Below are 26,522 nucleotides of genomic sequence, written 5' to 3'. Positions count from 1 at the left end.
CGATATGAAAGATATCACCATCAACCCTGCTATCCCGTTCGAGCTTCCGCCGTTGTTCGAAGGTCGGCATCTCATCGATGGCAGGTGGCAGAATAGCGCATCGGGTGAGACGTTCGAACGGCGCTCGCCGTCGCACGGGCATATTGTCAGCCGGTCAGCCTTGGGTGGCGAAGCTGAAGCTGAGGCGGCGATCTTGGCGGCACGCAAGTCGTTCGACAGCGGTGTGTGGAGTCGGGCATCGGGCAAAGAGCGGGCCACCGTTTTGCTTAAGGTTGCCGACCTGATTGAACAGAATGTCGACCGGATTGCACTGATCGAAACGCTGGAAAGCGGTAAGCCGATCAGCCAATCCAAGGGCGAGGTCGGCGGTGCAGCAGACCTCTGGCGCTACGCAGCCTCGTTGGCACGCAGCACGCACGGCGACAGCCACAATACTCTTGGCGCAGACATGATGGGTGTCGTGCTGAAGGAACCCATCGGCGTCGTGTCCATCATTACGCCTTGGAACTTTCCCTTCTGGATTCTCAGTCAGAAGCTGCCCTTCGCATTGGCGGCTGGTTGCACCGTTGTTGTGAAACCGTCTGAGATGACACCGTCGACAACCTTGATGCTGGGCGAATTGTTGATCGAAGCCGGATTGCCCGCCGGTGTATGCAATATCGTTCTGGGTTACGGAGTTCCCGTTGGCAGCGTGATGTCGAGCCATGACAGCGTGGACATGATCAGCTTTACGGGCTCAACCGCTGTGGGCAAGACGATCAGCGCATTAGCATCGGATACACTTAAGAAGGTCGCGCTTGAGCTTGGGGGCAAGAACCCGCAGGTCATCTTTCCCGACGCCGATCTGAATGCAGCCGCTGATGCCGTTGTGTTCGGCGTCTATTTCAACGTTGGCCAATGCTGCAATTCAAGCAGTCGTATCATCGTGCATGAGGAAATAGCTGACGACTTCCGTGAACGTGTCGTCGCCCTTTCGCGCAAAGTCAAATTTGGCGATCCTCTGGACCCGACGACGCAGGTTGGGGCTATCGTAACGTCCGAGCACAACTCAAAAATCGACGCATATGTCAAACGGGCGCAGGCTTCGGGTGCGACTATTGATCTGGGTGGTGAGCCGCTGGAGGTCGAAGGCCTCGGCGCTCAGTTCTATCACCCGACGGTGATTTCTGACGTCTCGCCTGATATGCCCATTGCCCGCGATGAAGTATTCGGGCCCGTTCTGTCTGTTTTGACTTTCAAAACACTGGACGAAGCCATCGCGCTCACCAATGATAGCGTTTACGGTCTGTCGGCAGGGGTCTGGAGCGAAAACGTTCACACCTGCCTAGAGTTTGCCCGCCGAGCAGAAGCGGGAACGGTCTGGACCAACACCTGGATGGATGGGTTCCCCGAGGTCGCTTTCGGTGGGGTCAAACAATCCGGGCAGGGGCGGGAAATCGGACGATACGGGTTCGAGGAATTCTTCGAAGTGAAATCAGTGGTCATGCGCATCGGCAACAGCCGGGCGCCATGGGTTCCGCAAGACTAAGACCGGGCGCCAGATTGGTCCCGAGTGAGAATAACGCATTAAGGGAGGAAACAAGAATGCGTAAATTTATGAAGACAAAATCGCTGTTTGTAGCAGGTCTACTGTGCACGACCAGCCTTGCGCACGCTGAAGACGTGGAAGTTCTGCATTGGTGGACGTCTGGCGGTGAGGCCGCAGCATTGAACGTTCTCAAGGACGATCTGTCCGGACAGGGCATCGGCTGGACCGATATGCCTGTAGCAGGTGGCGGTGGTGAGCAGGCGATGACCGTTCTGCGCGCACGCGTCACCGCAGGCAACGCTCCGACAGCCGTTCAGGCGCTGGGCTTTGACATTCTGGACTGGGCCGATCAGGGCGCGCTGGCCGATCTGAACGAAGTGGCAGCCCAGGAAGGTTGGGATGACGTTGTCCCAGATGCGCTGAAAGCCTTCGCCAAGCATGACGGCAAATGGGTCTCGGCCCCTGTTAACGTACACTCGACCAACTGGGTCTGGGCCAACAAAGCGGTGCTGGACGCCAATGGTATTGCACAGCCCACCAACTGGGACGAATTCGTCGCAGCAGTTGAGGCGTTGAAAGCTGCTGGCGTCACTCCGATCGCGCATGGTGGTCAGGCATGGCAGGACGCGACCGTGTTCGATGCTATCGCGATGTCGACGCTGGGGCCTGACGGCTACAAGGCGGCCTTCATCGACCTGGACGAGGAAACGCTGGGTGGCGACGCGATGAAAGAAGCGTTCGACCGTATGGCCTTTATCCGTGACAACGTGGATGAGAACTTCTCGGGTCGTGACTGGAACCTGGCGACAGCAATGGTCATCAACGGTGAGGCCGGTTTCCAGATGATGGGTGACTGGGCCAAAGGCGAATTCCTGAACGCCGGCAAAGTGCCGGGTGAGGACTTCCTGTGCTTCCGCTTCCCGGGTACTCAGGATCAGGTCACCTTCAACGCTGACCAGTTCATGATGTTTGATCAGGGCGGTACGGTATCGGCCGAGCAGGCCGCGCTGGCCAGCGCGATCCTGTCGCCATCCTTCCAGATTGCCTTCAACAAGGTGAAGGGCTCTGTCCCGGCTCGTACTGACGTGGACGGCAGTGATCTGGATGCGTGTGGTCAGCAAGGCATGAAAGATTTGGCTGCTGCGGCTTCGTCAGGCAACCTGTTCGGCTCAATGGCACACGGACATGCCGCGCCTGCGTCAGTCAAGAACGCCGTCTATGACGTTGTGACCGCTCACTTTAACGGCGAATACGGCAGCGAAGATGCTGTGACCGAACTGGTTGACGCCGTTTCGATCGCCAAGTGATCCATAAGTGATCCTCCCGATGGGGCGGCAGTCTGGCCGCCCTGTCACCAAGTGGGCGCAAAAGCTCCGATCTAACACGACTCGAACGAGGAGGGCGCGCCATGGCTGCTTCAGCCGACGCGGATTTTAAGACACGCCTTCAGAACTGGATACCCAAGCTGGTCCTGTCACCGTCGCTGGCGATGATGTTGGTCTTTGTCTACGGGTTCATTCTGTTTTCGGTCTACCTGTCATTTACCGACAGTCGCATCCTGCCGTCCTTTGGATGGGTCGGATGGGAAAACTACGACAAACTGTGGCGGCTGAGCCATTGGGAAACCTCGTTGATCAATATGGGGATTTTCGCGAGCCTCTATATCGTGATCTGCACCTGTATAGGCCTGGGTCTGGCGATCTTCCTTGATCAGAAAATCCGCGGAGAAGGGCTGCTGCGCCCGATTTACCTGTATCCGATGGCTCTGAGCTTCATCGTCACCGGTACAGCCTGGAAGTGGTTCCTGGACCCTGGCATCGGGTTGGAAAACGTGATGCACACATGGGGTTGGACCAGCTTCGAGTTCGACTGGATAAAAAACCGTGATTACGCCATCTACACGGTGGTTCTAGCGGCCGTCTGGCAGACAAGCGGCTTCGTAATGGCAATGTTTCTTGCCGGTCTGCGTGGGATCGACAATGAAATTCTGCGGGCCGCGCAAATGGATGGGGCCTCGAATTGGAACCTCTATCGCCGGATCATTATCCCGCAACTGCGCCCAGCCTTCCTGTCGGCCTTTGTGATCCTCAGCCATCTTGCGATCAAGACCTTTGACCTTGTCATCGCCCTGACCGGGGGTGGACCCGGTCGCGCAACCGAACTGCCTGCGACCTTCATGTATTCCTACACCTTCACACGGAACCAGATGGGGATCGGTGCGGCCTCGGCCACGATCATGCTGATGACCATCGCGGCGATCATGATCCCCTATCTCTACGCCGAATTGCGGGAGAAACGCTGATGTCCCAAGCAACTCAGGATACCGCAATCCGAACCGGCCGCGTCACGCGCACGCTGATCTACCTGGTGCTGCTGCTGTTCGGTCTTTTCTACCTGCTGCCGCTCTACGTAATGCTGGTGAATTCGGTGAAGCCACTGGAAGAGATCACCGGCGGCGGCATGATGAACCTGCCGCAGGTGTTCACGATTGAGCCGTGGCTCAAGGCGTGGTCTTCGGCGCAGATCGGCGTCGATCCGACGGGTCTGAAGCCTTACTTCTGGAACTCGATTAAGATGGTGGTTCCGGCGGTGATTGTCTCGACCATTCTTGGGGCGTTGAACGGCTATGTGCTGACGAAGTGGCGCTTTAAGTACGACACAATCCTATTCGGTCTGATGCTGTTCGCCTGCTTCATCCCGTTCCAGATTGTTCTGATCCCAATGGCGCGGATGTTGGGTATAATCGGGCTGGCAGGCACCACTTGGGGTCTTGCGCTTGTCCACGTTGTCTACGGGATTGGCTTCACCACCCTGTACTTCCGCAACTACTACGCTGTGTTCCCGACCGAGTTGATCCGGGCGGCTCAGATTGATGGTGCCGGGTTCTTCCAGATATTCTGGCGCATACTTCTGCCCAGTTCCGGGCCAATCGCCGTGGTTTCGATCATCTGGCAGTTCACCAACATCTGGAATGACTTCCTGTTCGGCGCGTCCTTTGCAGATGCCAACAGCCAGCCGATGACGGTGGCACTGAACAATCTGGTGCAGTCGTCAACCGGTGTGAAGGAATACAACGTTCATTTTGCAGGCGCCATTCTGGCGGCCATGCCAACTCTGCTCGTCTACATCGTGGCCGGTCGATACTTCGTCCGCGGCCTGATGGCGGGTTCGGTGAAAGGATAAGACCTCATGGGTTTTCTAGACATAGACAACGCGACCAAATCCTACGGGGCAGTCGAGGTTCTGCACAAGGTCGATATCTCGGTGCAGGAGGGAGAGTTCCTGGTGCTGGTCGGCCCTTCGGGCTGTGGCAAATCCACTCTGCTGAACATGATCGCGGGGCTGGAAGAGATCACCAGCGGTGAAATCCGCATCAAGGACCAGGTGATGAATGGGGTGCACCCGTCCAACCGCAACATTGCCATGGTTTTCCAAAGCTATGCTTTGTATCCCAATATGACTGTCGGGCAGAACATCACTTTCGGGCTTGAGATGCACGGGGTGCCCAAGCCTGAACGCGACAAAGCGATGCAAGAAGTTGCCAAGCTCTTGCAGATCGAGCAGTTGCTGGATCGCAAGCCCGGTCAGTTGTCGGGCGGTCAACGTCAGCGGGTTGCAATGGGTCGCGCGCTGGTGCGGAATCCGGACGTTTTCCTGTTCGATGAACCGCTCTCGAACCTTGATGCCAAGCTTCGCGTCGACATGCGAACCGAGATCAAGAAACTGCATCAAAACCTCGGCACCACCATCGTCTACGTGACGCATGACCAGATCGAGGCGATGACGCTTTCAAGCCGCATCGCCGTGATGAACGGCGGTTATGTCCAGCAGCTGGGCACGCCGCAGGAAATCTATGACACGCCTGCGAATATCTTCGTCGCAACGTTCATGGGCTCGCCTGCGATGAACGTGGTACCGGCCAAGGTTACGGTATTGAATGGCCGCCCCCATGCAGAGGTCGCCGTTCACGACGGATCCATGGCACAACTTCCGTTCAGTCAGGACAACTTGGCCGCATGGGATGGGCGCGAGATCTTGTTGGGTATCCGCCCTGAGACAATCACTGATATGGATGGTGCGGATCGAAAGTCGTCGAACATCGCGCAGATGACCAACCGTATTGTGGTGACGGAGCCCGCTGGATCGGACACCTTCGTCTCGATGCAATTGGGCGGGCGAGATGTAATCGCGCGTATGCGTTCGGACGCCGAGGTCGCGCCGGGGCAGGATTTCAACTTTGCTGTGAACATGGAAAAAGCCGTGGCTTTCGATCCTGAAAGCGAGATGCGGATCCTCCCATGAATCGGGCTGACGTCATAATCATTGGGTCGGGTATCGGGGGGGCAACGCTGGCTGCGGCGTTGGCCCCGTCCGGTCGTCGCATTCTGATCCTTGAACGAGGAGAGCGGTTGCATCCCTCACCTCAGGATCGAGACCCAAGGGCGATCTTTGCCAATGGGCACTTCCGCCCTGATGAAACATGGCTGGATGGAGCTGGCAAGCCTTTCAATCCCGGAAACTACTACTGCGTTGGTGGAAATTCCAAGTTCTACGGCGCAGCTTTGATACGCTATCGGAAAGAAGATTTTGAGCCGCGTCAACATATGGGTGGCTACTCGCACGGCTGGCCCATGCCCTACGAAGAGTTGGAGACAGACTACACCGCCGCGGAACAGCTTTACGACGCGCGTGGCACCACCAAAGAAGACCCCTCCGAACCGCCGCACAGTAGGGGTTACCCGCACCCACCTGTGCCAGATGAGGTTGATATTGCAGACCTGAGGAACCGGCTAAGCCATGCAGGCCTGACGCCATCCTCAGTACCGTTGGGCGTGGACATTGAGACCTGGCTAGAGGCTGGGCAAACAACTTGGGATGCGTTTCCCAACACATGCAGCGGCAAAATGGATGCCGAAACCTGTGCGCTTACCGAAGCATTGAAGCACGAGAATGTCGAACTTTTAACTAACGCGCGTGTCCGAAAACTGAAGGCTAATGCCGTTGGTCGCGTCACAAGCGTCGAGGTTGATGGCCACGGTGCCCTTAGTGCGCAGGTCATCGTGCTCGCGGCAGGTGCGGTACAGTCCTCAGTCCTGTTGCTGCAGTCCGCGAACGACAATTGTCCAACCGGTCTTGCCAATCGGTCCGATCAGGTCGGGCGTAACTTCATGAACCACAATTGCTCGGCGGTGCTGGCCCTTCATCCTCTGCGTCGAAACAGGGCGGTCTATCAAAAGACATTGATGTTCAACGACTATTACAACAGCGACGGACAGGGTGGCTTGCCTTTGGGCAACATTCAGATGTTGGGAAAGATCACTGGACCGATTCTTGCGTCGCAAACCCATCTTCCGGGTCCACTTGCAGCACTGATCGCCAATCGCAGTTTTGATTTCTATGCCATGTCCGAAGATCTGCCGAACCCAGACAGCCGGGTGACGGTCGAAGGTGACCAGATCAGGCTGGATTGGAAACGCTCGAATTGGGCCGCGCACGAGGCCTTGGTTGCGCGGCTAAAGGCGCATCTGAAGCAGGCCGGGTTTCCTGTTGTATTGTCGCGACCATTTGATCGGCGCACTCCGTCACATCAATGCGGCACAGCGCGGATGGGCAATGATCCGTCAAGCAGTGTCGTCGATACGTTCTGTCGTAGCCACGACCACAAGAACCTGTTCATCGTCGACGCGTCAGTTCTTCCGACATCTGCGGCGGTGAATCCGGCCCTCACTATAGCCGCACTCGCGCTCCGGGCAGGTCGTCACATTATTGAAACGGAGTTCGCCGCATGACTGGAGCAGCATTGGTGACCGGAGGACAACAGGGCATTGGTCTGGGGGTGGCGCGCGCCTTGATCGCGGCCGGGTACAAGGTCGCAATAGCCTCTCGCTCGGCACCCGATAAACCGGTTGTTCAGGCGGCTTTGGCAGAGCTTGGTCCAAACGCAATCTATGTTCAGCACGACGTGTCCGACATTGATCACGTGCCGGCGTTGCTGGATCAGATCGAAGCCGATTTGGGCCCGATCACCGCGTTGATAAACAACGCAGGCGTAGGGGCGCCGGTGCGTGGTGACATGCTGGATCTGAAGCCCGAGAACTGGGATTTCGTGCAGAACATCAACCTGCGAGGCGCGTTTTTTCTGGCGCAAGAGGTGGCTCGGCGCATGTTGAAGCAGCCTCAAGATGCTTACCGTTCAATCACCTTTGTCACCTCTGTCAGCGCGACAATGGTATCGATCGAACGCGCCGAGTACTGCGTGTCCAAGGCGGCCGCAGCGATGATGGCTCAGTTGTTCGCCGTACGCTTGGCCCCCGAAGGCATCGGCGTCTTTGAGCTGCGACCGGGCATCATCGCGACTGAGATGACGGCGGGCGTGCGCGACAAGTACACCGACCGTATCGAAGGCGGTCTTGTTCCCGCGGCACGTTGGGGTGCGCCCGAGGATATTGGGTCCGTCGTCGTCCCACTGGTTCAGGGGCAGATGCACTTTGCAAACGGCGCCGCCATCCCGGTCGATGGCGGCTTGTCGATTTCACGTCTGTAAATCAGGGCACTAAGAATGTCTGAAGGATATGATTTCATTGTCATTGGAGGCGGCTCCGCAGGCTCGGTGATCGCTGCGCGTCTTTCCGAAGAACCCTCGGCGCGTGTGCTGTTGTTGGAGGCTGGTTCCACCGACCGCCACCCGTTCTTTCACCTGCCAGCCGGGTTTGCGAAGATGACCAAGGGTATCGGCAGCTGGGGCTGGTCCACGGTTCCGCAAAAGCACATGCAGAACAAGGTCTTCAACTACACCCAGGCCAAGGTGATCGGCGGCGGGTCTGCGATCAATGCGCAAATCTACACGCGGGGTGCAGCACAGGATTACGATGACTGGAGACAGATGGGGTGCGAGGGTTGGAGCTATGCCGACGTGCTGCCCTATTTCAAAAAATCCGAGGACAACGACACCTACGACGACGAATTTCACGGCAAGGGCGGACCGCTGGGCGTGTCCATGCCCGCAGCACCTTTGCCAATCTGCGATGCCTACATCAAGGCCGCAGGCGAAGTGGGGATTCCCGAAACACGCGATGTGAATGGGGCGAAGCAGGATGGCGCGGGGTACTATCAGCTGACCCAACGCAATGCGCGACGATCCTCTGCTGCGATGGCGTTTATCGCACCGAACCGCAGCCGCCCGAACCTGACGGTGCGCACCGGCGCACAGGTCCGCCGCATCATGGTGGACAAGGGCAGGGCGACTGGTGTCGAGATGATGAACGGGGACAAGATCGTCGCCGCGAAAGAGGTCATTCTGTCCTCAGGTGCCATCGGTTCGCCGCGCTTGTTGCAACTGTCAGGTATTGGCCCAGCGGATCAATTGGACAGTCTTGGTATCGACGCGGTTTATCATCAACCTCAGGTCGGTGCGAACCTACAAGACCATTTGGACTTGTACTCGATCTGCGAAGTGACCGGCCCGCACACCTACGACCGTTTCGCCAAGCTGCACCTTTCAGCCTTCGCGGGCCTGCAATATCTTTTCACGCGCAAGGGACCGGTCGCGTCCAGCTTGTTCGAAACGGGTGGGTTCTGGTACGCAGACCCGGATGCGCGTTCACCGGATCTTCAGATGCATCTGGGGCTTGGTACCGGCATTGAGGCTGGGGTCGAGGCGATGCCCAACGGCGGGGTTACGCTGAACGCCTGTTTCCTGCGCCCCAGGTCACGCGGAACCGTTCGGTTGCAAAGCTCGGACCCCGCGGTGATGCCGCTTATTGATCCCAACTATCTGGCGGATCCTTACGATCGAGAGATGTCCATTCGTGGGCTGAAGCTGGTGCAGAGCATCCTCGCGCAAGATGCGCTGAAGCCGTACATCCTGGCCGAACGTTTGCCGGGCCCGGGCGTGCGGACCGAGCAAGAATATTTCGATTTTATCTGCGTACATTCCAAAACATCGCACCACTGCGCTGGAACCTGCCGTATGGGCAGCGATGCCGAAGCCGTTCTGGACCCGCGCCTACGATTCAATGGGATCGAAGGGCTTCGCGTCGCGGATGCGTCGATTATGCCGACGGTCAATTCATCCAACACCAATGCACCCACAATCATGATCGGGGAAAAAGCTGCCGACATGATCAAACAAGATCAGGGTTTCTAAATATGATCCGCCACATCGTACTGACCAAATTCCGCGCCGACGTGACCGAAGAGGCAATTGGAGCCATCTACAAAGGCCTAGAAAACGTGTCCAAGGCTCTTCCTGGAGCTAGCGGGTTCACCGGGGGGCGTAGTGAAAGCCCCGAGCAGATTGAACGCGGATACATGCATGGGTTCGTGATCGACTTCGACGATTGGGCCGCGCTGGAGGCCTATCAGAACAACAAAACGCATAAGGCGCTGGGCGCGCAACTGGTCGAGAACGCGGTGGGTGGTATCGACGGCATTCTGGTTCTGGATTTGGAGGTTTGAGAAAATGAAATTGATTTTGCCAAACCCTGAGGGGCAATTGGAACCCTATGCGCTGACCGGAACGCCGCTATTACCGCGCGCGCCGCAGGTGCCTCTGACGCGTACGGCCTTTGCGGCGGCTCATGTGGTTTCTGATCCGCTGGCAGAACGTAACCCCTGGGATGGACGCCCCACGGTTGATTGGGAAGCGACACTGCGATTTCGTCAGGGGCTCTGGGATCAGGGGCTGGGTCTGGCCGAAGCTATGGATACCGCACAACGGGGTATGGGTGTCGATTGGGAGACCGCGTTGGAGCTGATCCAGCGCACAATGAAGGCGGCGCAAGCGCATCCGTTGTCGCCCCGGGTGGCTTGTGGCGCTGGGACCGATCATCTGCCTCTAAGCGCGTTGAACACAGCAGGTGAAATTCTGTCAGCCTACGAGCACCAGGCCGAGGCTATCGAGGCCGCCGGAGGGCAATTGATCCTCATGGCGTCACGTGCCTTTCCAGCGATCAACGCGGGTCCGGACACATATCACGACGTCTATCGCGCGCTTATCGATGGGGCGGCGAACCCAGTAATCCTGCACTGGCTTGGCGATATGTTCGATCCTGCATTGACGGGCTATTGGGGTAGCACGGATATCGACGCGGCCAGCGACTTTGTACTGTCCCTGATCAACGAAAATCCTGCCAAGGTTGACGGGATAAAAATATCCTTGCTTGATCAGGCACATGAAGAAGCCTTCCGCGTGCGGCTGCCGGACGGCGTGCGCCTCTACACCGGTGACGATTTCAACTACGCGGATCTTATTGCCGGGGATGGAACGCATTTTTCCCATGCTCTGCTTGGCATTTTCGCTGCGATCGCCCCCGCCGCCAGCCAGGCGCTTGAAGCATTGGCTATGGGCGACATGGATCGCTACAACGCGCTGTTCGCACCGACCGTTCCCCTCAGTCGAGAGATATTTAAGGCTCCGACGCGGTTCTACAAAGCCGGGATCGCTTATCTGGCTTGGCTGAACAGTGCCCAGTCTCATTTCATCATGCCGGGTGGGTTCCAATCCAGTCGAGACATCTGCCACTACGCGCAAGTGTTCAGATTGGCGGATCAGGCCGGTTTACTCTCGGATCCTGAACTGGCTAAAGCACGGATGACCACGCTTCTCAGCTTGCATGGAGTTGAACAATAGCCTGAATGCGAAGACCCACGATCATAGATGTCGCCAACTCGGCGGGCGTTTCCAAGTCGACGGTAAGCCTAGTGCTGCAGGGCAGTCCGCAGGTGAAGCCGGAGACACGCAAGCTCGTCCATACCGCGATGAAAGAGATCGGGTATGTTTACAACCGATCGGCGGCAAATCTGCGATCCACGGGAACGGCGCTAATAGGTTTGGTGATCAACGACCTAACCAACCCGTTTTTCACCGAGTTTGCGACTTCGTTGCAGATGGCGTTGGGGTCCCGAGGCTACGCGGTCGTATTGGCGAACACAAACGAAGACCCCGAACTTCAGGATCAGGTGGTGGGCGCTATGCTTGAGCATGGTGTTTCGGCCTTGATCCTGTCGCCCGCCTATGGCGATGTCACAAACACCCTCTCCGCGGTAAAGCGAGCTGGCATTCCATTGATGCAAGTCTTGCGACAGGTTGAAAGCGAAACGGGCAGATTTCCATTTATCGCTCCTGACTACGCAGAGGGTGGACGGGCGGCCACGCAGTACCTGATCGAAACGGGCGCGCGAAACATCGCCTTTGTCGGTGGTCTGGATGGTGCCGAAGTCACTCAGGAAAGGCTGTCCGGCTATATCAGTGCGATGAAAGACAACCACTTGCAGCCTATTGTAAAAACAGGGGAATCCAGCCGATCGTTTGGACATGAAGCAACAGTCCGCCTCTTCAAAGAGCATCCTGCGTGCGATGCCGCAGTTTGTTTCAATGATCTCGTTGCTTTTGGGATGATCAATGCCTGCCATGAAACTCAGGTTAAAATTGGCACGGGGTTTCAGATTGTCGGTTTCGACGACATCAAGGAAGCATCAGAATGCTGGCCAGCTTTGTCTACCGTACATTGTGGCGTCTCTGGGTTTGGAGAACAAGTTGCGGACACTGTTTTGCTGTGGTTGCAGGATGGTGTCGCGCCTGCGCAACACACGCGAACTACAACGCGCTTGGTATTGAGGCAAACTACGAAAGACACGGTGTAGCAAAAGACTATACCAGCCTTTGTCGAGAGGTTTTGTGAGAAGAACTTTGGTAAAGCGGGGCATGGCGGTTGCGCAGCTTTTGCCACGACCAGACCCGACTTTTTCAAACACTTTGAATCTAGTCCCGAGATCATCCGCTTCCCGCTCTCGCTTCGGAATCTCAAAGATCTGCTGCACAAGCGTGGCATCGACGTGAGCCCCAAAAATTTCCACCAATGTGCTTATTGATCCTTGTCAAGAATTGAGGGGGTAAGAAGTGGTACACTCAATGGCAACCTAGGGGAGGGGATTCATGGAAGAGTTGATTGAAATCGGTAGGTCCTTCGTCCAGGCCATGCGTGAACGCAGAGGCCTTGGCAGTGTTGATGAAATGTATGCCGAAAACGCACAGTCGATAGAGGCCGTTGTGCCTCCGGTTCGACAATTCCGCGTTTCAAAGGGTCGCGAAGCCATCAAGGGAAAAAGAGAGGATTGGTTGGCATCGCATGAAATCCAAGATCTAGAAGTGGATGGCCCCTACGTCCACCCACCCAACCGCTTTGGAGTCCGTTTCAGGGCCGAAGTCGTTCAGAAGGCCACGGGTGAGCGTATGACCCTACGCGAGATCGCAGTGTATTCGGTGGCGGAAGGCAAGATTGTGCTGGAAGAGTTTTTCATGTTGCCGAAGTGAGAAGAGTTACTAACAACATCAGCTAATTGTTGGCTCAATCAGTACACACCGCTTTTGGGCAGAGTTAAATTCCGGACGGAGGTCGGGAATGCAACACAGAACTGTGGCATATTTTGTAGGAGTTGATGCTGAAGACGCGTCGATTCTGGAATGCGCTGAAAATGCCCGTATCCAGAACGACCACTTGAATTGCGTAGTGACCGGGGCACTACCAAACCTGCCTTACCTGAAGTATGGATCAAACAGGTTCGTTGAGGCGGGTCTTCCCTCTAACTGGTTGGACGTTCTTCACGCGAAAAATGCCGCCTTGAAGTCTCGCGCCACTGAAGTTGAAGCGCTTCTTGCTGGGCAGGGCGTATCTGCTAATGTAACTGGCTTCATGGGACTTGGAGCAGAGTTGCAGCAACTTGCAGCAGAACGAGCCAAATGCTCTGATATCGCTTGTCTAGACGCTGGATTGCGAAGAGACCACGATTTATTTCACAAGATCGCGTGCGGAGTGTTGTTTCATTCACCTGTCGCTCTGATGATCAATGGAGACCCGTTTGCCCAACGCGAGCGCGTTTTTTTGGCATGGAATGATAGCTTGCCTGCGTCTAGGGCAACGCATTTAGCTTTACCCATTCTTGTGGCGGCCAAAGAAGTTGTGATTGGGTGTTTTGATTTGCCGTCGCCTGAGGACGTAGAAGGTAGTGTGCCCGGAACTGACCTAGCTGAGTGGCTCGGCCATCACGGTTGCAACTTGACCGTTTCGCAGTTCCCGTGCGGGGGGAATTCAATTGCAGGCTGCATTCAGGAACGAGCAAGCGAAGCGCGGGCCGATCTCATTGTTATGGGCGCTTATGGGCATTCCCATTTGCGAGAGTCAGTTTTTGGGGGCACGACGCAAACAATGTTGGAGCAGACAAGTTTACCAGTGCTTTTCGGACACTGATCAAGTGAGCCGAAGACTGTGACTTTCTGGGAGCCATAGCTATAATAATTCATCGTTAAATAGTTAAGAAACCATTTTTTTAAGAGTTTGCTTGAGGTTGAAGCGTGTTCGCCCGACCGTTTTCGCCAAGGAACGCTATCACAATTGACGTTAGTTCATCCCAGTCAGTAAACTCCCTTGCCCCTTCTCGTGGATCGATTTTTCGACCGAGCAAGACGACGTGCTTAAGAATCTCTCTCTCAAAATACCCGTAGTTTTCGGGCCTCACCGCGCCTGCGATCAAAGCCGTCGCATTTGGTTCAAAACCTGTTCGAAGAAGCATTTCGTCAAGATAGTCGCGTGCTTCTTCTCGACCTGACGCGAATGCAGCTTTTAAACCGACGGAAAGCACGAGAGACTTTCGCTTCATTAAGGCATCTCTATTTGAAGCGACAAACGCCTCGAATGACTTGGGGTGCCTACGCTCGTGGACAGGGGCCAGGAGAATAACCTTGACCACATCGTCAAGTGAAACGTGGCTGGGCATTTCATCGGTATTGAACAAATTTGCGTCGAAACCGGCATTCTTCGCGAGATCGGTGATGAAGCGCGCAATTTTTGCTGTTTGGCCTTCGACCGTCGCGAAGGCGATGAGTACGGTCATTCCGATCCTCCCATAAATCGGTCCGAATAGATTGCTTATTATGAATAAGTGACGTGCGTTGCCCTTGATCTCCATCAAAGGCGTTTCTTGGGACCATATCGGGATCGTTGTCGTACGCTTTTGCTGTCTACGCAGAGCATGTTTTAGGGAAGTTCGCGGCGGCATCCATCTCCTAGAAAACCTGCCTTTGCGGCCGGCAGCTTTGAAGCTAGCCAATTCCTAGTGATCTAGCTTGCTACCTTAAGCAAAAGGCCAAGACAGCGACGAAGATTAATAAACTGATGAACCACACTGCAAAACTCACTTGTTGGCGTGCCGGCAGGTTTCTGAGCAGTCTAATCATAGTCAAACCTTTCAGACAAAATCCGGTGTAACGCGGTCCCACGCTCAATCAGATGATCTTCGACGGTGTCCATCATGGCAGGGGGACCGCAAAGAACAAAAAGCCAGCTTTCAAATTGTTCCGATGACAAATTGCGGTCCAACAGCGGACCGTCAATCAAGCCTGTCTCTCCGGACCAATCCTTTGGCGGTTCGGATAGAACAAATGCTGTGTCTTCTTTGTACAACTCCTGGCGATAAACAATCTGCTCCTCCACCCGGTTGCCATAGATAAGCTTGAGATCGTGCCGTGTTCCACTCAGTCGAACTTGACGCATAATGCTCAACATGGGCGCGATCCCGACACCACCTGCGATCAAAACAATACCTGTCTCAGTTCGGTGGCTGATCGACAGATTTCCGTGTGGGGCATCCAGATAGGCCGTGGTTTGCGGAGCGATCTGTCCGAGACCACATGTGAAATCCCCAAGCTCCTTTATCACGAATGAAACTTCGGGGCCTGCGGCTGGTGCCGAACTAATTGAGAATGGGTTCTCACGCAGAGAAAAGGCACTGTGGCCGACGTTTAGCCAGGCAAACTGCCCTGCTTCGAAGGTCAGTCCGTTGTGTCCATGGGGCTTGAGGCGCAACTCCCATTGCTTCGGTGATAGTCGAGACACAGATGAGACGCGCCACGGCCTTTTCCTCTGACGTAAAGGGCGAACGAGATAGACATACAGCAAAGTTCCAACCGCAATACTGGTCAAGGCAAGCCAGAGATACATCAACAGCGGATGCCCACCGTAGCGCCCAGCATAGACCGTGTGATGCAACAGCAGGCATGCAATCACCAAGGCTCCCAGCCCGTGTAAGAGGCGCCATGTTTCATATTTGTAGTCAAGGGATTTGCGGGCAATTGCCGAGGCGACCAGGAGGAACAGTAAAAAATATGCGCCGATGCCCGATACCAGCGTAGAAAAGTCGGTCGAAATCGTAAGTTGGTTTGTTTCATCCCACGGGCGGCGTCCGCCAGAAGGCGTACCCTGATACAGCAGCGGGTGTATCAGCGCAAAGCCGAGTGCTGTACGCGCCATCAACTGATGCACCCGCATGGTTACATCCATACCCAGACCGGAAGAAATGAATCTGAACCGCCCAGACAGCAGGAACTCGACTAAGATCATTGAAAAAGCAAGCATTCCGAGCCCGGACGCGAGTTCTTGATGAAATGATCGCGGTTGCCATCCCAGGTACCAAGAAAAACCCAAGGGAGCTAAGATCAGCAAAACGTAAATCAGCGCCAAATAAGGCCATTTCATACAGTTTTGCTCCACTGTGCTAAAGCTGGGTAGCTCGGGCTCATTCAAAATAAACGCTAAGCTGACCTGGGGTTCCGATCAAGACTACTGAGATTGGTGTTAATTCCGGCGCGACAAGGCAAGTTTGGTGGACGACGTTTCCCGTTTCAGTTCGTTCAGCCGTTGCGTTCGGTCTGGCTGATGCTGAGGTTGCATGCTTGCGCAAGATCAAGGTCCTTGACTGCTTTTCCTGTCATAATGTTGCGCGCGCGAAATCCGACCAAAGGAGGAGGCTCAAAATGTTGGAAGACAAAAAGTCACCGCAAATTTTCACTGGAATGCACCCGCTCTCCGATAACTTTCGGCGTGAAATGGAAACCTTGATGTCGCGTTTTTTGGGGGGAGGATCACCCTTCCTGCCGATGGAAACGGCTGCGCAACGCACGGGTTTTCCGTCTCTTGATTTGACGGGTGCGATTTCACCGGCAATCGATGTCCAAGAAACGGATTCTGCGATTGTCCTGACGGCTGAATTGCCGGGGCTTGAAGAGGATGATGTGGAAATTGAAATCAAGGACCGCAGGCTAATCTTGAGCGGTCAGAAGAAGATTGCGCATGATGAAACGGGCGATTTGCGTGTCAGCGAAAGAAGCTATGGCAGCTTTTCCAGAGCTATGTCGCTGCCGGACACTGTAGAAATCGACAGGATTTCAGCCACCTTCGACAAGGGCGTTCTGCATGTAGAAATGCCGAAGACTGAACCTCAGGATCCAAGCCGTAAGATCAAGGTATCGTCGAAATAGACGGCCTGGTGCCTCGATACCATGCCTAAAAAATGCCAAGGCAGAGGGTCGATCATGGATCAGCCTTCTTAGAGTTGCGGCCTGATAAGTGTCTTTGGTTGAGTCCGGACAGACATCGCAAGTGTCTGTACAAACGTGTTTTTTGCACGTTCGTACCAGGCCATGGGTTTGGCGTTGAAGCGTGGTAGAATGCCCTCACGCGTTTGGGTAGGGGGCCACAATGCGAAAACCAGAAGAGAGTGGCATGACACCCTCAGGACATGCTGGTGAAGGTGAGGTGCGGGCCTTTCTGGAGAGCCTGACCGGACCTTCGCGCGGAAACGTGAACTGGCTGGTCGATAATGCCCTGACCGTTTCTGTTGACGATGGCAGGGTGTTAAGCATTCGACCCAAATACGACCTGCCTCCACATGATAACGATATTGCCACACTGCAGTGGGCTGACGACGGTTACACAATCGCCGCGTCGGTGGGGCGCAATGTGTGGGTAAACGGGGAAAAAGCCTCGTTAGCGTCTCTTAGGCATGGCGACATGATCGAGTTCGGTGAAAAGGGTCCTATGTCTCGATACAGGCTGTGCGATCACTCATTTCCCGCGCACCATACAGTCGAGGATATCCTCAGTGATGCATATGCTTACACCCGAATGAGCCGCCGACCTTTCGCTAAAAAGATGTCTGGTGCCCTACGCGATAGCGGGCGGCGGCTTGCCTCTCAAACCACGATATTGTTCAGGATCACGGTTCTTGCGACGCTTCTTGTGGTCGCGGGGTTTGGGTACCTGCTTTACCAAAACGACCGGCGCTTGGCGGATAGTATCGAACAGGAGTCCCGCAAGATCGAAGCGATCGCGGTTATGCTCGCCCAGACGCGAGAAGACGCACTTACCCCTGATGACCTGGCTTCGTTGCGTGACGCTTTTGAGAACCAGGTCTTATCGACCGAGGAGCGTCTTGGAACGTTGGAGCAGCGGGCGGGAGCACCCACGCGCGTGATCGCTGCGTCAATTCGATCCGTCGCTTTCCTCCAGGGGGCTTATGGGCTGCGCCACGTGGAAAGCGGCAAAATTTTGCGGCATGTGTTGGGACCGAACGGAGAAAACCTGAAAACTCCGTTTGGCCAGCCTTGGATCGAACCGGACGGGACCGGCGAACCCGCAGAATTTCAATTCACCGGAACGGGCTTTTTGATTGCTGGGGTACCGTTGATGGCCACTAATCGCCATGTCGCTTTGCCTTGGACTTCAGGGAACCGAGAGCAAGCGCTGATGGACGCGGGTCTTGAGCCAGAGATGTTGAGGCTGCTGGCCTACTTGCCTGATCAAACGGAACCAATAGAGGCGCGTCTGGTCCGATTCAGCGACGCGGCAGACTTGGCGATTTTGGCAGTTGAGCCAAGCCGCGTTCAGGACCTCGGAATTCCTTTGGCGGATGCCACGTCGCGCGTAGGTGAAGAGCTGTATCTGTTGGGATATCCAACGGGTTTGAAAGCTTTGATCGCGCAGGCCGGTCCGGGCTTTCTAGAGGAACTGGAAGCAGAAGGAACGTTGAACTTCTGGTCGATCGCGTCCCGGCTTTCTACACAAAGCAAGATACACCCGCTAGCAAGCCGGGGGATTGTTGCGCGGACAAGTGGGAGCGCCATCGTTTATGACGCCGAGACCACGACCGGTGGGAGCGGGGGGCCAGCATTGAATCGGCGGGGTGAGGTCGTTGCCATCAATGCTGCGATCCTGCCCGAGTTTGGTGGCTCAAACATCGGCGTCCCGGTCTCACATCTCCGAGCTCTGCTGGAAGAGGCGGAAAGTCAGTGATCATTCGCTCGTTCGGAAGCGCGAGTTTTGAACGAAAAACACTGTGACCAGTGGAACGATCACCGAGATCACGGCCACGGAGATCAGCAAGTATCCAAATTGACTGTAGTCCGCGGTTGACGTGACCTCACCGGTTTCCGGGTTCGTGACAGCGCGCGTGACGACGTATGTCTGGTTGAGGTATTTGGTGCTTAGGCTGCTGGCTGACAGAGCCATGTTTGTGAACGATGCCATCACCGCAAAGAAAGTCGCTTTCAACTGAACAGGGGCATTGCGTGCGATCCAAGCCAACATCGGGACCATGGCGATCTGTCCAAGCGGCGACTCAACGGCTGTGTCGAGAATGGCAATGAACCTTGCGTCGACAACTCCGCTGGTACGCGCCGCCGTCCATTCGTGCACGCCGTAGTAGAGGGCAAGGTTGGGTAGGGCGAGAATGCCCGCCGCAATCGTCAGCAACACCACCACATGCGCAATGGAGCGATTGGCCATAAATGGTCGAAGGACAATTAACCCGAGTAGGGCCAGCAGCGAAGTCAACAACGCAAGGATTGCCAGGAACTGTTCATCGAATCCCAGTTCATCGATTTCAAACCATGTCAGGCCTGGTCCCGGTAGCGGCACAGCGCGAAACACAAAAATGATTGTCGCTGTCCCGATCAAGGCTTTGGCTTGGGCCGGGTCCAGCTCCTTCAGTAGACGCGACATGAGGTAGAGGATCACCGCCAGGGAAACCGCAAAAACAGTCTCTTGCGCAAACTCGAAATCCGCGGTTCCCAGTACGATGCTAAGCAAAACGAATGCAAGACCGCCGAGCAATATGGACCATCTGACTTCGGTGGCTTCATCCGGCGTATGTGGCGGGTGGCCGCGCTTGACAAGCTGACGCTGGATAAAGCTATGAAGAACCACTCCACTGACGGACAACACCGGTATGGCCAGAGCTATCAGGTATACTTGGCCATAAAGCGCAAGGCGTTCGGATTTTTGCAGTTCTTCGGTTCCAGAGAATATCCAGATGTTTACAGCCGCAACCGTCGCGAACCCGGAAATGATCGAAACTCTGCCCAAGGTTTGCATCGTAGTGTGCTGAGCACGGGTTTCTTCTGGCGTAAACGGTAGACCGCGCTGGTCAACCTTTGGGACCGCCTCAACAGTCATGGCGTCAGCGACAACATCCTGAATGGCATAGCCGGAAGGCGCCAAGAGGAGGGCAACAACATACCAGTCTTCCAACGGCATGAACTTGGACATCTGTGCAGGCGCGGTCACGAGACCGTACATTGTGAGCAAAGACAATGTGATCAAGGATGCGCCGAACAAGATCAGCAAGGACTTCCAACGCCAGAACAAGTCCACGACATGGCCAAGTGGCATTTTGAGGATCCAAGGGAGACCGGCCCAAAATGCAAGTCCTGCAACGAAAGAGGCAGATAAATCGAGATAGTCTTTTAGGAAAAAAGCTCCGACGACTGAGGTCAGGCCGGACACGCCCGCCGCGAAATAGACCATCAGTGGCGGCAAATAGGACCATTGCAGCTGCTGAACCAGATCCACAAACGTTCTATGCCACCAACGCGAGAGTTTTGATCCTATGGAAGTTTGGTCAGTCGTCATATACCGTGGCAGCTCGTTTAGGCCTATGGGTCGTTGTATCTAGTTAGAGAAATCCAGATCCGAAAAGCAATGCACTGGTGATTACCCCAAGGATCGGTACCACAAGAGGAACGCGGAAGTGCTTGGCGGCCTCGTCCGGCTTCATCTTCAGCAGGATCAGCGAGACATTGACCAGTACAAAGACACCTAGAACGATCTGAGACGTGCGCTCTGCCAGAGTACCAATCGGTATAGTTTGGGTCAGGAGAACGATGATCGCCACGACCAGTAAAGTAGCGACAACTGGTGTCTGAGTTGCTTTCGGGACAATCGCCAGAACCTTCGGCAAATGGTCACGGTCCGCCAGGCCGTAGATCACCCGCGAGGCCATGATCATCTGGATCAGTACACCATTGACTGTCGCCACAATCGCGACTGCGGAAAAGCCCTGTTTGATCACTTCGGGTGCGTTTGAAAACACAAGCGCGAGGGGCGCTGCAGATGTCGACAGAACATCGATCGGAACAACAAGTAGAACCGTCATTGAGGTTCCTAGATACAATACGGTCGCCAGAACGAGGGTTAGTAAAATCGCTTTTGGGATGGTGCGGACCGGGTCTTTGACCTCTTCTGCCACGTTGGCCATGTCCTCGAAGCCAACAAATGCGAAGAAGGCGAGAAGTGATGCCGCGAAAATGCCTCTCCACGCGTCGAGTTCAAGCGGGGGAAGCATTGAACCGATCTCGTATCCCTGCGGATCCTGAATCGACATACCCCAGCCAATCACAAAGAGAAGGCCTGCGATCTCGATGATCGTTATGACAGCCGCGACAAAGACCGACTCAGTGATCCCCCAGAGCGCGATTAGACCCATGATCAAAACGACGCTGATGGTCAAAACAGGGATCGCAAAACCGGTTAAAGCGTGCAGGTATGACGCTGCGCCAATTGCAACTGCAGAGGCAGAGATAATTCCAGAAGCTGCGACCGCGAGCCCGACGAAAACCGCCATCCATCTTTTCTGAAATCCCGCCTCAACATAGGCCGCTTCGCCTGCGCTGACAGGAAATCGTGTTGCGAGTTCAGCATACGAAAGCGCGGTGAGTGATACGACGAGGGCGGCTACAACAAACGAAAACGCCGCAAACGGTCCGGCAATGTCTGCTGTCGCGCCGACCAAAACATAAATGCCCGCTCCGACCGTTACCCCGAGGCCATAGAGCGTGAGCAACGGGGTAGTCAGGGCTCGTCTGAGTTTCTGTTCGTTTGGATCAACAGAGTTCATAAGCGTTTTCCACCAACTGCCCATTCAGAACGTCGTCAGTGGAGTCCTTCCCAGTTTTGTCCGCGATTGGCGGAACGGCGCGATCCGATGGTCAAAGCTGCACCGAATGCCTTGTGTCTCAACGTTTGCGCGCATAGGGCACCAATAAACTAACTGGGGGCCCGCCACCACTTCTGCCGAGCCCCCAGTGGGTGGAACTTCCACTCCTTCAGAATTCCGTTCACCTTTGTGTTTGCTTGGGGACAGACCGGTGAACGTAGAACACGCTGAAACATTCGTATTTCACTATGTGATTCCTGTTGGTGCTTTGATCTATGTCAATCAACTCGCGGTCGCCGGTCTGCGAGGCTGAATCCAAACCAACGGTCGTTTGCCGTCGGACTCAAAGGTAAAGCAAACATGCCAGGCGGTTTGAGATTTTGGGTGGAAGGCAATTCGTAATGCTCTGGAACCTGTTACCAGCCCTGGGCGGCATCGGCCTGTTCCTTATCGGCATGTTGTTGATGACGGACGGTTTGAAGGCGTTGGCAGGTGCGCGATTGCGAGATATTTTGGGCCGGTTCACGTCGACACCTTTTACCGGGGCGGTAACAGGCGCGGTCACGACAGCTGCGATCCAGTCTTCCAGTGCGACGACCGTCGCTGCCGTCGGATTTGTCGCGTCTGGCCTTCTCACCTTTCCACAAGCGCTTGGGATCATCTTTGGGGCCAATATTGGAACGACCATGACAGGTTGGCTCGTCGCGCTCTTGGGGTTCAAGCTGGACTTGGGGCAAGTAATGTTGCCCGTTGTTTTTGTTGGGGCTTTGCTGGCGCTTTCAGGAAAAAAAGCGGTTGCCGGCCTAGGGCTGGCGTTGGCCGGATTCAGCTTGATTTTCATTGGGATCGAGCAGCTCAAGTCCGGGCTGGACGCCTTTCGCGGCGTAGTTACCCCTGCCGATTTTCCACCAGATACACTAGTGGGCAGACTGAAGCTTGTATTGATCGGTGTCGTTATCACGATGGTGACGCAGTCTTCGAGTGCTGGTGTTGCAACGGCATTGGCTGCGTTGAGCGCCGGTGCTGTGAACTTCCCTCAAGCAGCAGCTCTCGTCATTGGAATGGACGTGGGGACAACTTTCACCGCTGTTTTAGCCACCTTGGGTGGGGGCACGATGGCGCGTCGAACCGGTTTTGCGCATGTGATCTACAACGTGATGACCGGAGCAATGGCATTTTTTCTGCTCGGGCCGTTTACTTCGGTCTTTGTAAGTGGGACGGGGGCCGGAAACTCACTGACTGCGCTTGTCGCGTTCCATAGTTTCTTCAACGCCATAGGCGTAGCGCTGATCTTGCCGTTCGCGAAACCCTTCGCCAGATTTATCGAGGCGCTCGTACCCGACAGAGGTGCTGAGTTGACGAGATCTCTGGATCCGCTCGTTCTTGGGATGCCAGAAATAGCGGTGGACGCCGCAAAAGCTTCAGTCGAACAAATTGTTAGGGCCGAAGTGGGGCACCTTCGGTCATGTATGGGGGCATCTCAGCCAGGCGGAACCGACTATGGGTCAGACAACATTGAAACGGCTGTTTCCGAGGCGCGCTCGTATTTAGACAAGATTGAACTGCCCAGCAGGTCCGACGCAGAGATATCCAGTATCAAGGGTATGTACCATGTCCTCGATCATCTTGACCGGCTGCTTTATCGGTGTAGCCAAGATGATCGGATAAGCGAGTTACCGAAAGACCGGCGTTTGAAGCGGCTTGCTTCGGTATTGATTTCAGCAACTGACGGCTATTTAGAGATCGACAATCCAGTGCAGTGTGAAAACACGCTGAACCGTCTTCGCCGTTTTATGAGGCGACAGAGGAAACTTCGCAGAGACTTGCTCATTTCCGACGCTGCAACTGACAATCTGCCGGACGACGTGGTTTGGGCTCGGCTGGATGCCCTCAGATGGTTACATCGCGTGTCTTATCACCTCTGGCGAATTCGTTGGCATTTGAACGCATTGGAACGAGAGTCGCCTGGGCGCAAGGGTGGCGAGGTCAATGACGAACTGGCGTAGTTGGAGGCTGGCGTGGATTAGATTCGGCACTTGCTCAAACGTTCTTCGACTGAAACGCCAATCTTCGCGCTTAAGCGTGCAACATGAGCAAGGTCAAAGAAGTTTCTCAAGGATGCGGTTTAATTTGATCTGCATCCAGGGCAGCACATTGGAGGAACATATGCAGATTGTTCGCGGGATTTTACTGGCACTTTTCGTCACGGGACCTGCACTGGCACAGGACGTCAGCGTCTATGAGGGACGTGATTTGTACCGGACGTATTGCTGGCAATGTCACGGTTTCGAAGCGAGCGGCGACGGGCCGATGGCAGAAATGCTGGCTATTCGAACACCCGATCTCACCAAGTTGGCGGGCGCAAACGACGATGTATTTCCGACAGATCGCATAGCTGAGCAGATTGATGGTCGTTCACAATTGCTCGCCCATGGGGGCGAGATGCCAATCTTTGGCGCGGTGTTTGAGACAGACCAACAAATCGCGGTGGCTTTGCCCAATGGGCAACGAATGATGGTAGGCCTGCCGTTGGCGAATTTGCTCGCCTTTTTGGACTCGATCCAAGCTGACTAGTCACGGGCCAACCTGCTAGTCCGTATCAGCCGTGCGTCTGATTGACATGAGAGTCAGTGGCGGCCCCAACACTTCGAAGGCCACAGTGCTAGCAAGAGTAAAGGCCATGATGGACGCGGCCCAATTCGGAAATTGCTCTCCGGCAACGAGGGCCATTCCTACCGCGACACCAGCCTGTGGCAACAAAGCGGGGCCGAACCAGCGGGTCTGATGGCGAGGCAGGCCGCCCAGTCGCGCTCCGCAATAACCCCCGACAAGGCGGGCCATGGCGCGCAGGATCAGGAAAAGAGCACCAGCCCAACCCATCAAGCCGAAGGCTTCGATATCCAGCGTGGCGCCAGCCAACAAGAAGAAGAGGATCATGAATGGCCACTGAATGTGCTCGATCTCGTGAAAAGCACGTTCGTGATGGCGGGCAAGATTCCCGATAACTGCCCCCGCAACCATACCTGCTACCAAGAATGAAACCTCCAGCCAAAGCGCAAGGCCCGCTGTCAGAAAAACTATGCCAACTGCTTCTGCCTGCATTGGCTCTCCCGGTTTCAAACGGCCGGTAAGGTAGGCGGATGGCACGCCCAGTGCGGTACCCAACAAAATAGCCCCTCCGAAATCCCACATCGCTGTGGTCGTAACGGTGGTCCAACCGTCCGAATGACCGGCCAGAACCAAGGCGATGCTGAAAACGATCAGACCCCAAGCGTCATCAATTGCGACGACGCCCTTCAATGTCTCCGTGAAGCTGTTGGACACTCCAGATTGCTTGATCACGTCTGTCATGGCGGCCGGAGCCGTAGCCGTGGCAATTGCCGCTAGCACCAGCGCCAACCCGAAGGGTACGCCGATTGCGGTCAATCCAGCAGACACGATAACAAGGGTTGCAACCACGATTGAAATCGAAATCGTCAGAATGGCTCGGCCGTGTCGAACCAGGTTCTCGCGGGTCAAAGATCCGCCAAGAAGAAACGCGACCATCGTCAACGCCACAATGGAAATCTCGTCGAACCACAATGCAACGTTGAGTGGGATCAACCCCATTCCGGCGTTCCCGGCGATCAGACCGAGGAAAAGTAAGGTTGTAACACGAGGAAGATGCGTGGCCCGGCCCAGTTGATCGGCCGCCAATCCGGCAAGAAAGAGGACACCAAGGGTAATCAGAAAGCCGGCAATGTGCATAGAAACCCAAGCGTTAAGTTCTTGTCTAAACTACTCTAACTCCAACACTGCCTTCTAGGAACCGATGTCGGACAGAATGCGGGAGTCCCGACGCAGCTTTGGCCGAAGACCTGAAAAATAAGGGATATTGATCTGTATTAAGGCGAAAGCGTGCCGCAAGTGGCACAATGACTCATTCAGGAAATGAGGAGGAACTTTCGATGCCGACAAAGAAAACTAACACAAACAGCCCGACCTCACTGTTGGATGTTTTCAAGCAAATGCAGCCATCCGTTTCTGGCAATCCGGCCTTCGGGGCCCAGATCGAACAATTTTGGGACGCGCAAGAAAAATTGCTCGAAGAAACAGAGGCCTTTGCGCAGCATTGGTTCGAACGGCGTCATGAGGCGGTCCGGACGGCTCTACAAGCTGCACGCAATGTGTCTTCCGCGAACCCGTCCGATCCATCGAAAGCCTTCCAGAGCATGGCGGAATGGCAGCGCCATTCGGCTGAGCGGTTGGTTGCAGACGCGCAGGAATGGTTCGAAACCGTGTCCCGTTGTGCATCTTATGTCGCTGAAACAGAAGCTGAAGCTGTTGAGAAAACAGTTGGTGATGTTGCCGCCGCTACAAAGAGCGCGGGGAAATCTTCGAAGTCTGAGCCTGTGTAGGGTTCCTGCTGCCGAAAAACCAAACTGAAATCATCTGAGCAGTAGATAGGAGGTCAAATGTACAAGAATATCCTGATCCCGGTTGCTCTGGACAAAGAACACGATACCCAAGCGTCGTTTGAGGCCGCGCGCCAATTGGCTGACGCTGACGCTATTTTCACCGTTGTGCACGTCCAGGAGCCTATTCCGGCGTATGTAGGGTCTCAGATTCCAAGCGAAGTGCTTGCAAACACGCGGCATGAGATACTGGAGAGCCTGCATCAGACTGCCTCTGAAATTCCAGACGCGAAGGTACAGCTCATCTCTGGGCACGCGGGTAGGGCTATCGTCGACTTCGCAAATCAGAAAGACGTTGATTGCATCGTCTTAGCTTCACATAAGCCGGGATTCGAGGACATATTTCTAGGTTCCACTGCGAACAGAGTGGTGCATCACGCCAAGTGTTCGGTTCACGTAATTCGGTGATCCAAAGCTAGCGATGCGAGATATTTATGGAATGGCCCTTTCTTGCTGACTCAAAATAAAGGTCTTGTCAGAGGAACTTGTCTTGA

At 55.2% G+C, this 26,522-nt stretch carries 24 protein-coding genes and 1 pseudogene; 20 read left to right on the top strand and 5 right to left on the bottom strand.

Going from position 1 to position 26,522, the window contains the following annotated elements:
* The first annotated feature begins 4 nt into the window (after nt 1-4).
* From ACR0NO_RS05980 to ACR0NO_RS05915, 14 genes and pseudogenes are all read left to right on the top strand, one after another.
* Nucleotides 5-1,528 carry an aldehyde dehydrogenase family protein gene (locus tag ACR0NO_RS05980; protein ID WP_480723298.1) on the top strand — a complete coding sequence of 508 codons (1,524 nt, stop codon included), beginning with the start codon at nt 5-7 and terminating at the stop codon, nt 1,526-1,528.
* Between the two features lie 68 nt (nt 1,529-1,596).
* Nucleotides 1,597-2,835: an ABC transporter substrate-binding protein gene (locus tag ACR0NO_RS05975; RefSeq protein WP_170551916.1), complete on the top strand. Its 1,239-nt coding sequence runs from the start codon at nt 1,597-1,599 to the stop codon at nt 2,833-2,835.
* 101 nt (nt 2,836-2,936) lie between these two features.
* Nucleotides 2,937-3,830: a carbohydrate ABC transporter permease gene (locus tag ACR0NO_RS05970; RefSeq protein WP_170376146.1), complete on the top strand. Its 894-nt coding sequence runs from the start codon at nt 2,937-2,939 to the stop codon at nt 3,828-3,830.
* A complete protein-coding gene (locus ACR0NO_RS05965; RefSeq protein ID WP_068340098.1) occupies nt 3,830-4,711 on the top strand; it encodes a carbohydrate ABC transporter permease in 882 nt (293 codons plus the stop codon). The genes ACR0NO_RS05970 and ACR0NO_RS05965 overlap by 1 nt, the downstream gene beginning before the upstream one ends.
* A 6-nt stretch (nt 4,712-4,717) precedes the next feature.
* A complete protein-coding gene (locus ACR0NO_RS05960; protein ID WP_170470396.1) occupies nt 4,718-5,830 on the top strand; it encodes a sn-glycerol-3-phosphate ABC transporter ATP-binding protein UgpC in 1,113 nt (370 codons plus the stop codon).
* The gene (locus ACR0NO_RS05955; RefSeq protein WP_480723297.1) at nt 5,827-7,317 is read left to right on the top strand and encodes a GMC oxidoreductase; all 1,491 of its coding nucleotides are present in this window, start codon (nt 5,827-5,829) and stop codon (nt 7,315-7,317) included. The genes ACR0NO_RS05960 and ACR0NO_RS05955 overlap by 4 nt, the downstream gene beginning before the upstream one ends.
* Nucleotides 7,314-8,072 (top strand): 3-ketoacyl-ACP reductase, encoded by a 759-nt coding sequence (locus tag ACR0NO_RS05950; RefSeq protein ID WP_480723296.1) that lies wholly within the window; start codon nt 7,314-7,316, stop codon nt 8,070-8,072. Before ACR0NO_RS05955 ends, ACR0NO_RS05950 begins: the two co-directional genes overlap by 4 nt.
* Before the next feature lie 15 nt (nt 8,073-8,087).
* Complete coding sequence (locus ACR0NO_RS05945) at nt 8,088-9,674, top strand: GMC family oxidoreductase (RefSeq protein WP_480723295.1); 1,587 nt, start codon at nt 8,088-8,090, stop codon at nt 9,672-9,674.
* Between the two features lie 2 nt (nt 9,675-9,676).
* Nucleotides 9,677-9,985, top strand: a complete 309-nt coding sequence (locus ACR0NO_RS05940; protein WP_170376158.1) for a Dabb family protein — start codon at nt 9,677-9,679, stop codon at nt 9,983-9,985.
* Between the two features lie 4 nt (nt 9,986-9,989).
* Nucleotides 9,990-11,159 carry a dihydrodipicolinate synthase family protein gene (locus ACR0NO_RS05935; protein WP_480723294.1) on the top strand — a complete coding sequence of 390 codons (1,170 nt, stop codon included), beginning with the start codon at nt 9,990-9,992 and terminating at the stop codon, nt 11,157-11,159.
* 5 nt (nt 11,160-11,164) lie between these two features.
* Nucleotides 11,165-12,172, top strand: a complete 1,008-nt coding sequence (locus tag ACR0NO_RS05930; RefSeq protein ID WP_480723293.1) for a LacI family DNA-binding transcriptional regulator — start codon at nt 11,165-11,167, stop codon at nt 12,170-12,172.
* 87 nt (nt 12,173-12,259) lie between these two features.
* Nucleotides 12,260-12,370 (top strand): annotated as a pseudogene (locus ACR0NO_RS05925) (IS6 family transposase); the annotation flags it as partial.
* Between the two features lie 94 nt (nt 12,371-12,464).
* Nucleotides 12,465-12,842, top strand: coding sequence for a SnoaL-like domain-containing protein (locus ACR0NO_RS05920; protein ID WP_170689791.1), 378 nt, complete (start codon nt 12,465-12,467; stop codon nt 12,840-12,842).
* Between the two features lie 88 nt (nt 12,843-12,930).
* Nucleotides 12,931-13,776 carry a universal stress protein gene (locus tag ACR0NO_RS05915; RefSeq protein ID WP_480723292.1) on the top strand — a complete coding sequence of 282 codons (846 nt, stop codon included), beginning with the start codon at nt 12,931-12,933 and terminating at the stop codon, nt 13,774-13,776.
* Nucleotides 13,777-13,855: 79 nt separating this feature from the next.
* Here the strand turns inward: ACR0NO_RS05915 and ACR0NO_RS05910 are convergent, their stop codons facing one another.
* Nucleotides 13,856-14,419 (bottom strand): flavodoxin domain-containing protein, encoded by a 564-nt coding sequence (locus ACR0NO_RS05910; RefSeq protein WP_480723291.1) that lies wholly within the window; start codon nt 14,417-14,419, stop codon nt 13,856-13,858.
* Between the two features lie 335 nt (nt 14,420-14,754).
* A complete protein-coding gene (locus tag ACR0NO_RS05905) occupies nt 14,755-16,059 on the bottom strand; it encodes a ferredoxin reductase family protein (RefSeq protein ID WP_480723290.1) in 1,305 nt (434 codons plus the stop codon).
* Between the two features lie 278 nt (nt 16,060-16,337).
* On the opposite strand from ACR0NO_RS05905, the gene ACR0NO_RS05900 reads away from it, so the two are divergent.
* Both ACR0NO_RS05900 and ACR0NO_RS05895 read left to right on the top strand, forming a co-directional pair.
* On the top strand, nt 16,338-16,841 hold the full coding sequence (locus ACR0NO_RS05900) for an Hsp20/alpha crystallin family protein (RefSeq protein WP_480723289.1): 504 nt from the start codon (nt 16,338-16,340) through the stop codon (nt 16,839-16,841).
* A 220-nt stretch (nt 16,842-17,061) separates the two neighbouring features.
* Entirely contained in the window at nt 17,062-18,654 is a 1,593-nt protein-coding gene (locus ACR0NO_RS05895) for a trypsin-like peptidase domain-containing protein (protein WP_480723288.1), read from the top strand.
* On the opposite strand, the gene ACR0NO_RS05890 is transcribed toward ACR0NO_RS05895, so the two are convergent.
* Together ACR0NO_RS05890 and ACR0NO_RS05885 are read right to left on the bottom strand one after the other, a co-directional pair.
* On the bottom strand, nt 18,655-20,211 hold the full coding sequence (locus tag ACR0NO_RS05890) for an MFS transporter (RefSeq protein ID WP_480723287.1): 1,557 nt from the start codon (nt 20,209-20,211) through the stop codon (nt 18,655-18,657). It abuts the gene before it with no gap.
* Between the two features lie 103 nt (nt 20,212-20,314).
* Nucleotides 20,315-21,535: an APC family permease gene (locus tag ACR0NO_RS05885; protein ID WP_480723286.1), complete on the bottom strand. Its 1,221-nt coding sequence runs from the start codon at nt 21,533-21,535 to the stop codon at nt 20,315-20,317.
* Between the two features lie 440 nt (nt 21,536-21,975).
* Here ACR0NO_RS05885 and ACR0NO_RS05880 point away from each other — a divergent pair, with 440 nt between their 5' ends.
* Nucleotides 21,976-23,580 carry a Na/Pi cotransporter family protein gene (locus ACR0NO_RS05880; protein WP_480723285.1) on the top strand — a complete coding sequence of 535 codons (1,605 nt, stop codon included), beginning with the start codon at nt 21,976-21,978 and terminating at the stop codon, nt 23,578-23,580.
* Between the two features lie 160 nt (nt 23,581-23,740).
* Nucleotides 23,741-24,148: a c-type cytochrome gene (locus ACR0NO_RS05875; RefSeq protein WP_480723284.1), complete on the top strand. Its 408-nt coding sequence runs from the start codon at nt 23,741-23,743 to the stop codon at nt 24,146-24,148.
* Nucleotides 24,149-24,163: 15 nt separating this feature from the next.
* Here the strand turns inward: ACR0NO_RS05875 and ACR0NO_RS05870 are convergent, their stop codons facing one another.
* A complete protein-coding gene (locus ACR0NO_RS05870) occupies nt 24,164-25,321 on the bottom strand; it encodes a cation:proton antiporter (protein ID WP_480723283.1) in 1,158 nt (385 codons plus the stop codon).
* A 167-nt stretch (nt 25,322-25,488) separates the two neighbouring features.
* Here ACR0NO_RS05870 and ACR0NO_RS05865 point away from each other — a divergent pair, with 167 nt between their 5' ends.
* Nucleotides 25,489-25,971, top strand: coding sequence for a phasin family protein (locus ACR0NO_RS05865; protein ID WP_480723282.1), 483 nt, complete (start codon nt 25,489-25,491; stop codon nt 25,969-25,971).
* Nucleotides 25,972-26,028: 57 nt separating this feature from the next.
* Nucleotides 26,029-26,436: a universal stress protein gene (locus ACR0NO_RS05860; protein ID WP_480723281.1), complete on the top strand. Its 408-nt coding sequence runs from the start codon at nt 26,029-26,031 to the stop codon at nt 26,434-26,436.
* Nucleotides 26,437-26,522: the final 86 nt, after the last annotated feature.

The sequence above is a fragment of the Ruegeria sp. CL3 genome (genome assembly GCF_056536505.1).
The sequence above is the reverse complement of the archived record's forward strand: the minus strand, read 5'-3'. Positions and strand labels throughout refer to the sequence as shown.

Coding starts and splice junctions, on each gene's coding strand:
- ACR0NO_RS05980 (WP_480723298.1), top strand. CDS start 5: ATGAAAGATATCACCATCAACCCTGCTATCCCGTTCGAGCTTCCGCCG.
- ACR0NO_RS05975 (WP_170551916.1), top strand. CDS start 1,597: ATGAAGACAAAATCGCTGTTTGTAGCAGGTCTACTGTGCACGACCAGC.
- ACR0NO_RS05970 (WP_170376146.1), top strand. CDS start 2,937: ATGGCTGCTTCAGCCGACGCGGATTTTAAGACACGCCTTCAGAACTGG.
- ACR0NO_RS05965 (WP_068340098.1), top strand. CDS start 3,830: ATGTCCCAAGCAACTCAGGATACCGCAATCCGAACCGGCCGCGTCACG.
- ACR0NO_RS05960 (WP_170470396.1), top strand. CDS start 4,718: ATGGGTTTTCTAGACATAGACAACGCGACCAAATCCTACGGGGCAGTC.
- ACR0NO_RS05955 (WP_480723297.1), top strand. CDS start 5,827: ATGAATCGGGCTGACGTCATAATCATTGGGTCGGGTATCGGGGGGGCA.
- ACR0NO_RS05950 (WP_480723296.1), top strand. CDS start 7,314: ATGACTGGAGCAGCATTGGTGACCGGAGGACAACAGGGCATTGGTCTG.
- ACR0NO_RS05945 (WP_480723295.1), top strand. CDS start 8,088: ATGTCTGAAGGATATGATTTCATTGTCATTGGAGGCGGCTCCGCAGGC.
- ACR0NO_RS05940 (WP_170376158.1), top strand. CDS start 9,677: ATGATCCGCCACATCGTACTGACCAAATTCCGCGCCGACGTGACCGAA.
- ACR0NO_RS05935 (WP_480723294.1), top strand. CDS start 9,990: ATGAAATTGATTTTGCCAAACCCTGAGGGGCAATTGGAACCCTATGCG.
- ACR0NO_RS05930 (WP_480723293.1), top strand. CDS start 11,165: ATGCGAAGACCCACGATCATAGATGTCGCCAACTCGGCGGGCGTTTCC.
- ACR0NO_RS05920 (WP_170689791.1), top strand. CDS start 12,465: ATGGAAGAGTTGATTGAAATCGGTAGGTCCTTCGTCCAGGCCATGCGT.
- ACR0NO_RS05915 (WP_480723292.1), top strand. CDS start 12,931: ATGCAACACAGAACTGTGGCATATTTTGTAGGAGTTGATGCTGAAGAC.
- ACR0NO_RS05910 (WP_480723291.1), bottom strand. CDS start 14,419: ATGACCGTACTCATCGCCTTCGCGACGGTCGAAGGCCAAACAGCAAAA.
- ACR0NO_RS05905 (WP_480723290.1), bottom strand. CDS start 16,059: ATGAAATGGCCTTATTTGGCGCTGATTTACGTTTTGCTGATCTTAGCT.
- ACR0NO_RS05900 (WP_480723289.1), top strand. CDS start 16,338: ATGTTGGAAGACAAAAAGTCACCGCAAATTTTCACTGGAATGCACCCG.
- ACR0NO_RS05895 (WP_480723288.1), top strand. CDS start 17,062: ATGCGAAAACCAGAAGAGAGTGGCATGACACCCTCAGGACATGCTGGT.
- ACR0NO_RS05885 (WP_480723286.1), bottom strand. CDS start 21,535: ATGAACTCTGTTGATCCAAACGAACAGAAACTCAGACGAGCCCTGACT.
- ACR0NO_RS05880 (WP_480723285.1), top strand. CDS start 21,976: ATGCTCTGGAACCTGTTACCAGCCCTGGGCGGCATCGGCCTGTTCCTT.
- ACR0NO_RS05875 (WP_480723284.1), top strand. CDS start 23,741: ATGCAGATTGTTCGCGGGATTTTACTGGCACTTTTCGTCACGGGACCT.
- ACR0NO_RS05870 (WP_480723283.1), bottom strand. CDS start 25,321: ATGCACATTGCCGGCTTTCTGATTACCCTTGGTGTCCTCTTTCTTGCC.
- ACR0NO_RS05865 (WP_480723282.1), top strand. CDS start 25,489: ATGACTCATTCAGGAAATGAGGAGGAACTTTCGATGCCGACAAAGAAA.
- ACR0NO_RS05860 (WP_480723281.1), top strand. CDS start 26,029: ATGTACAAGAATATCCTGATCCCGGTTGCTCTGGACAAAGAACACGAT.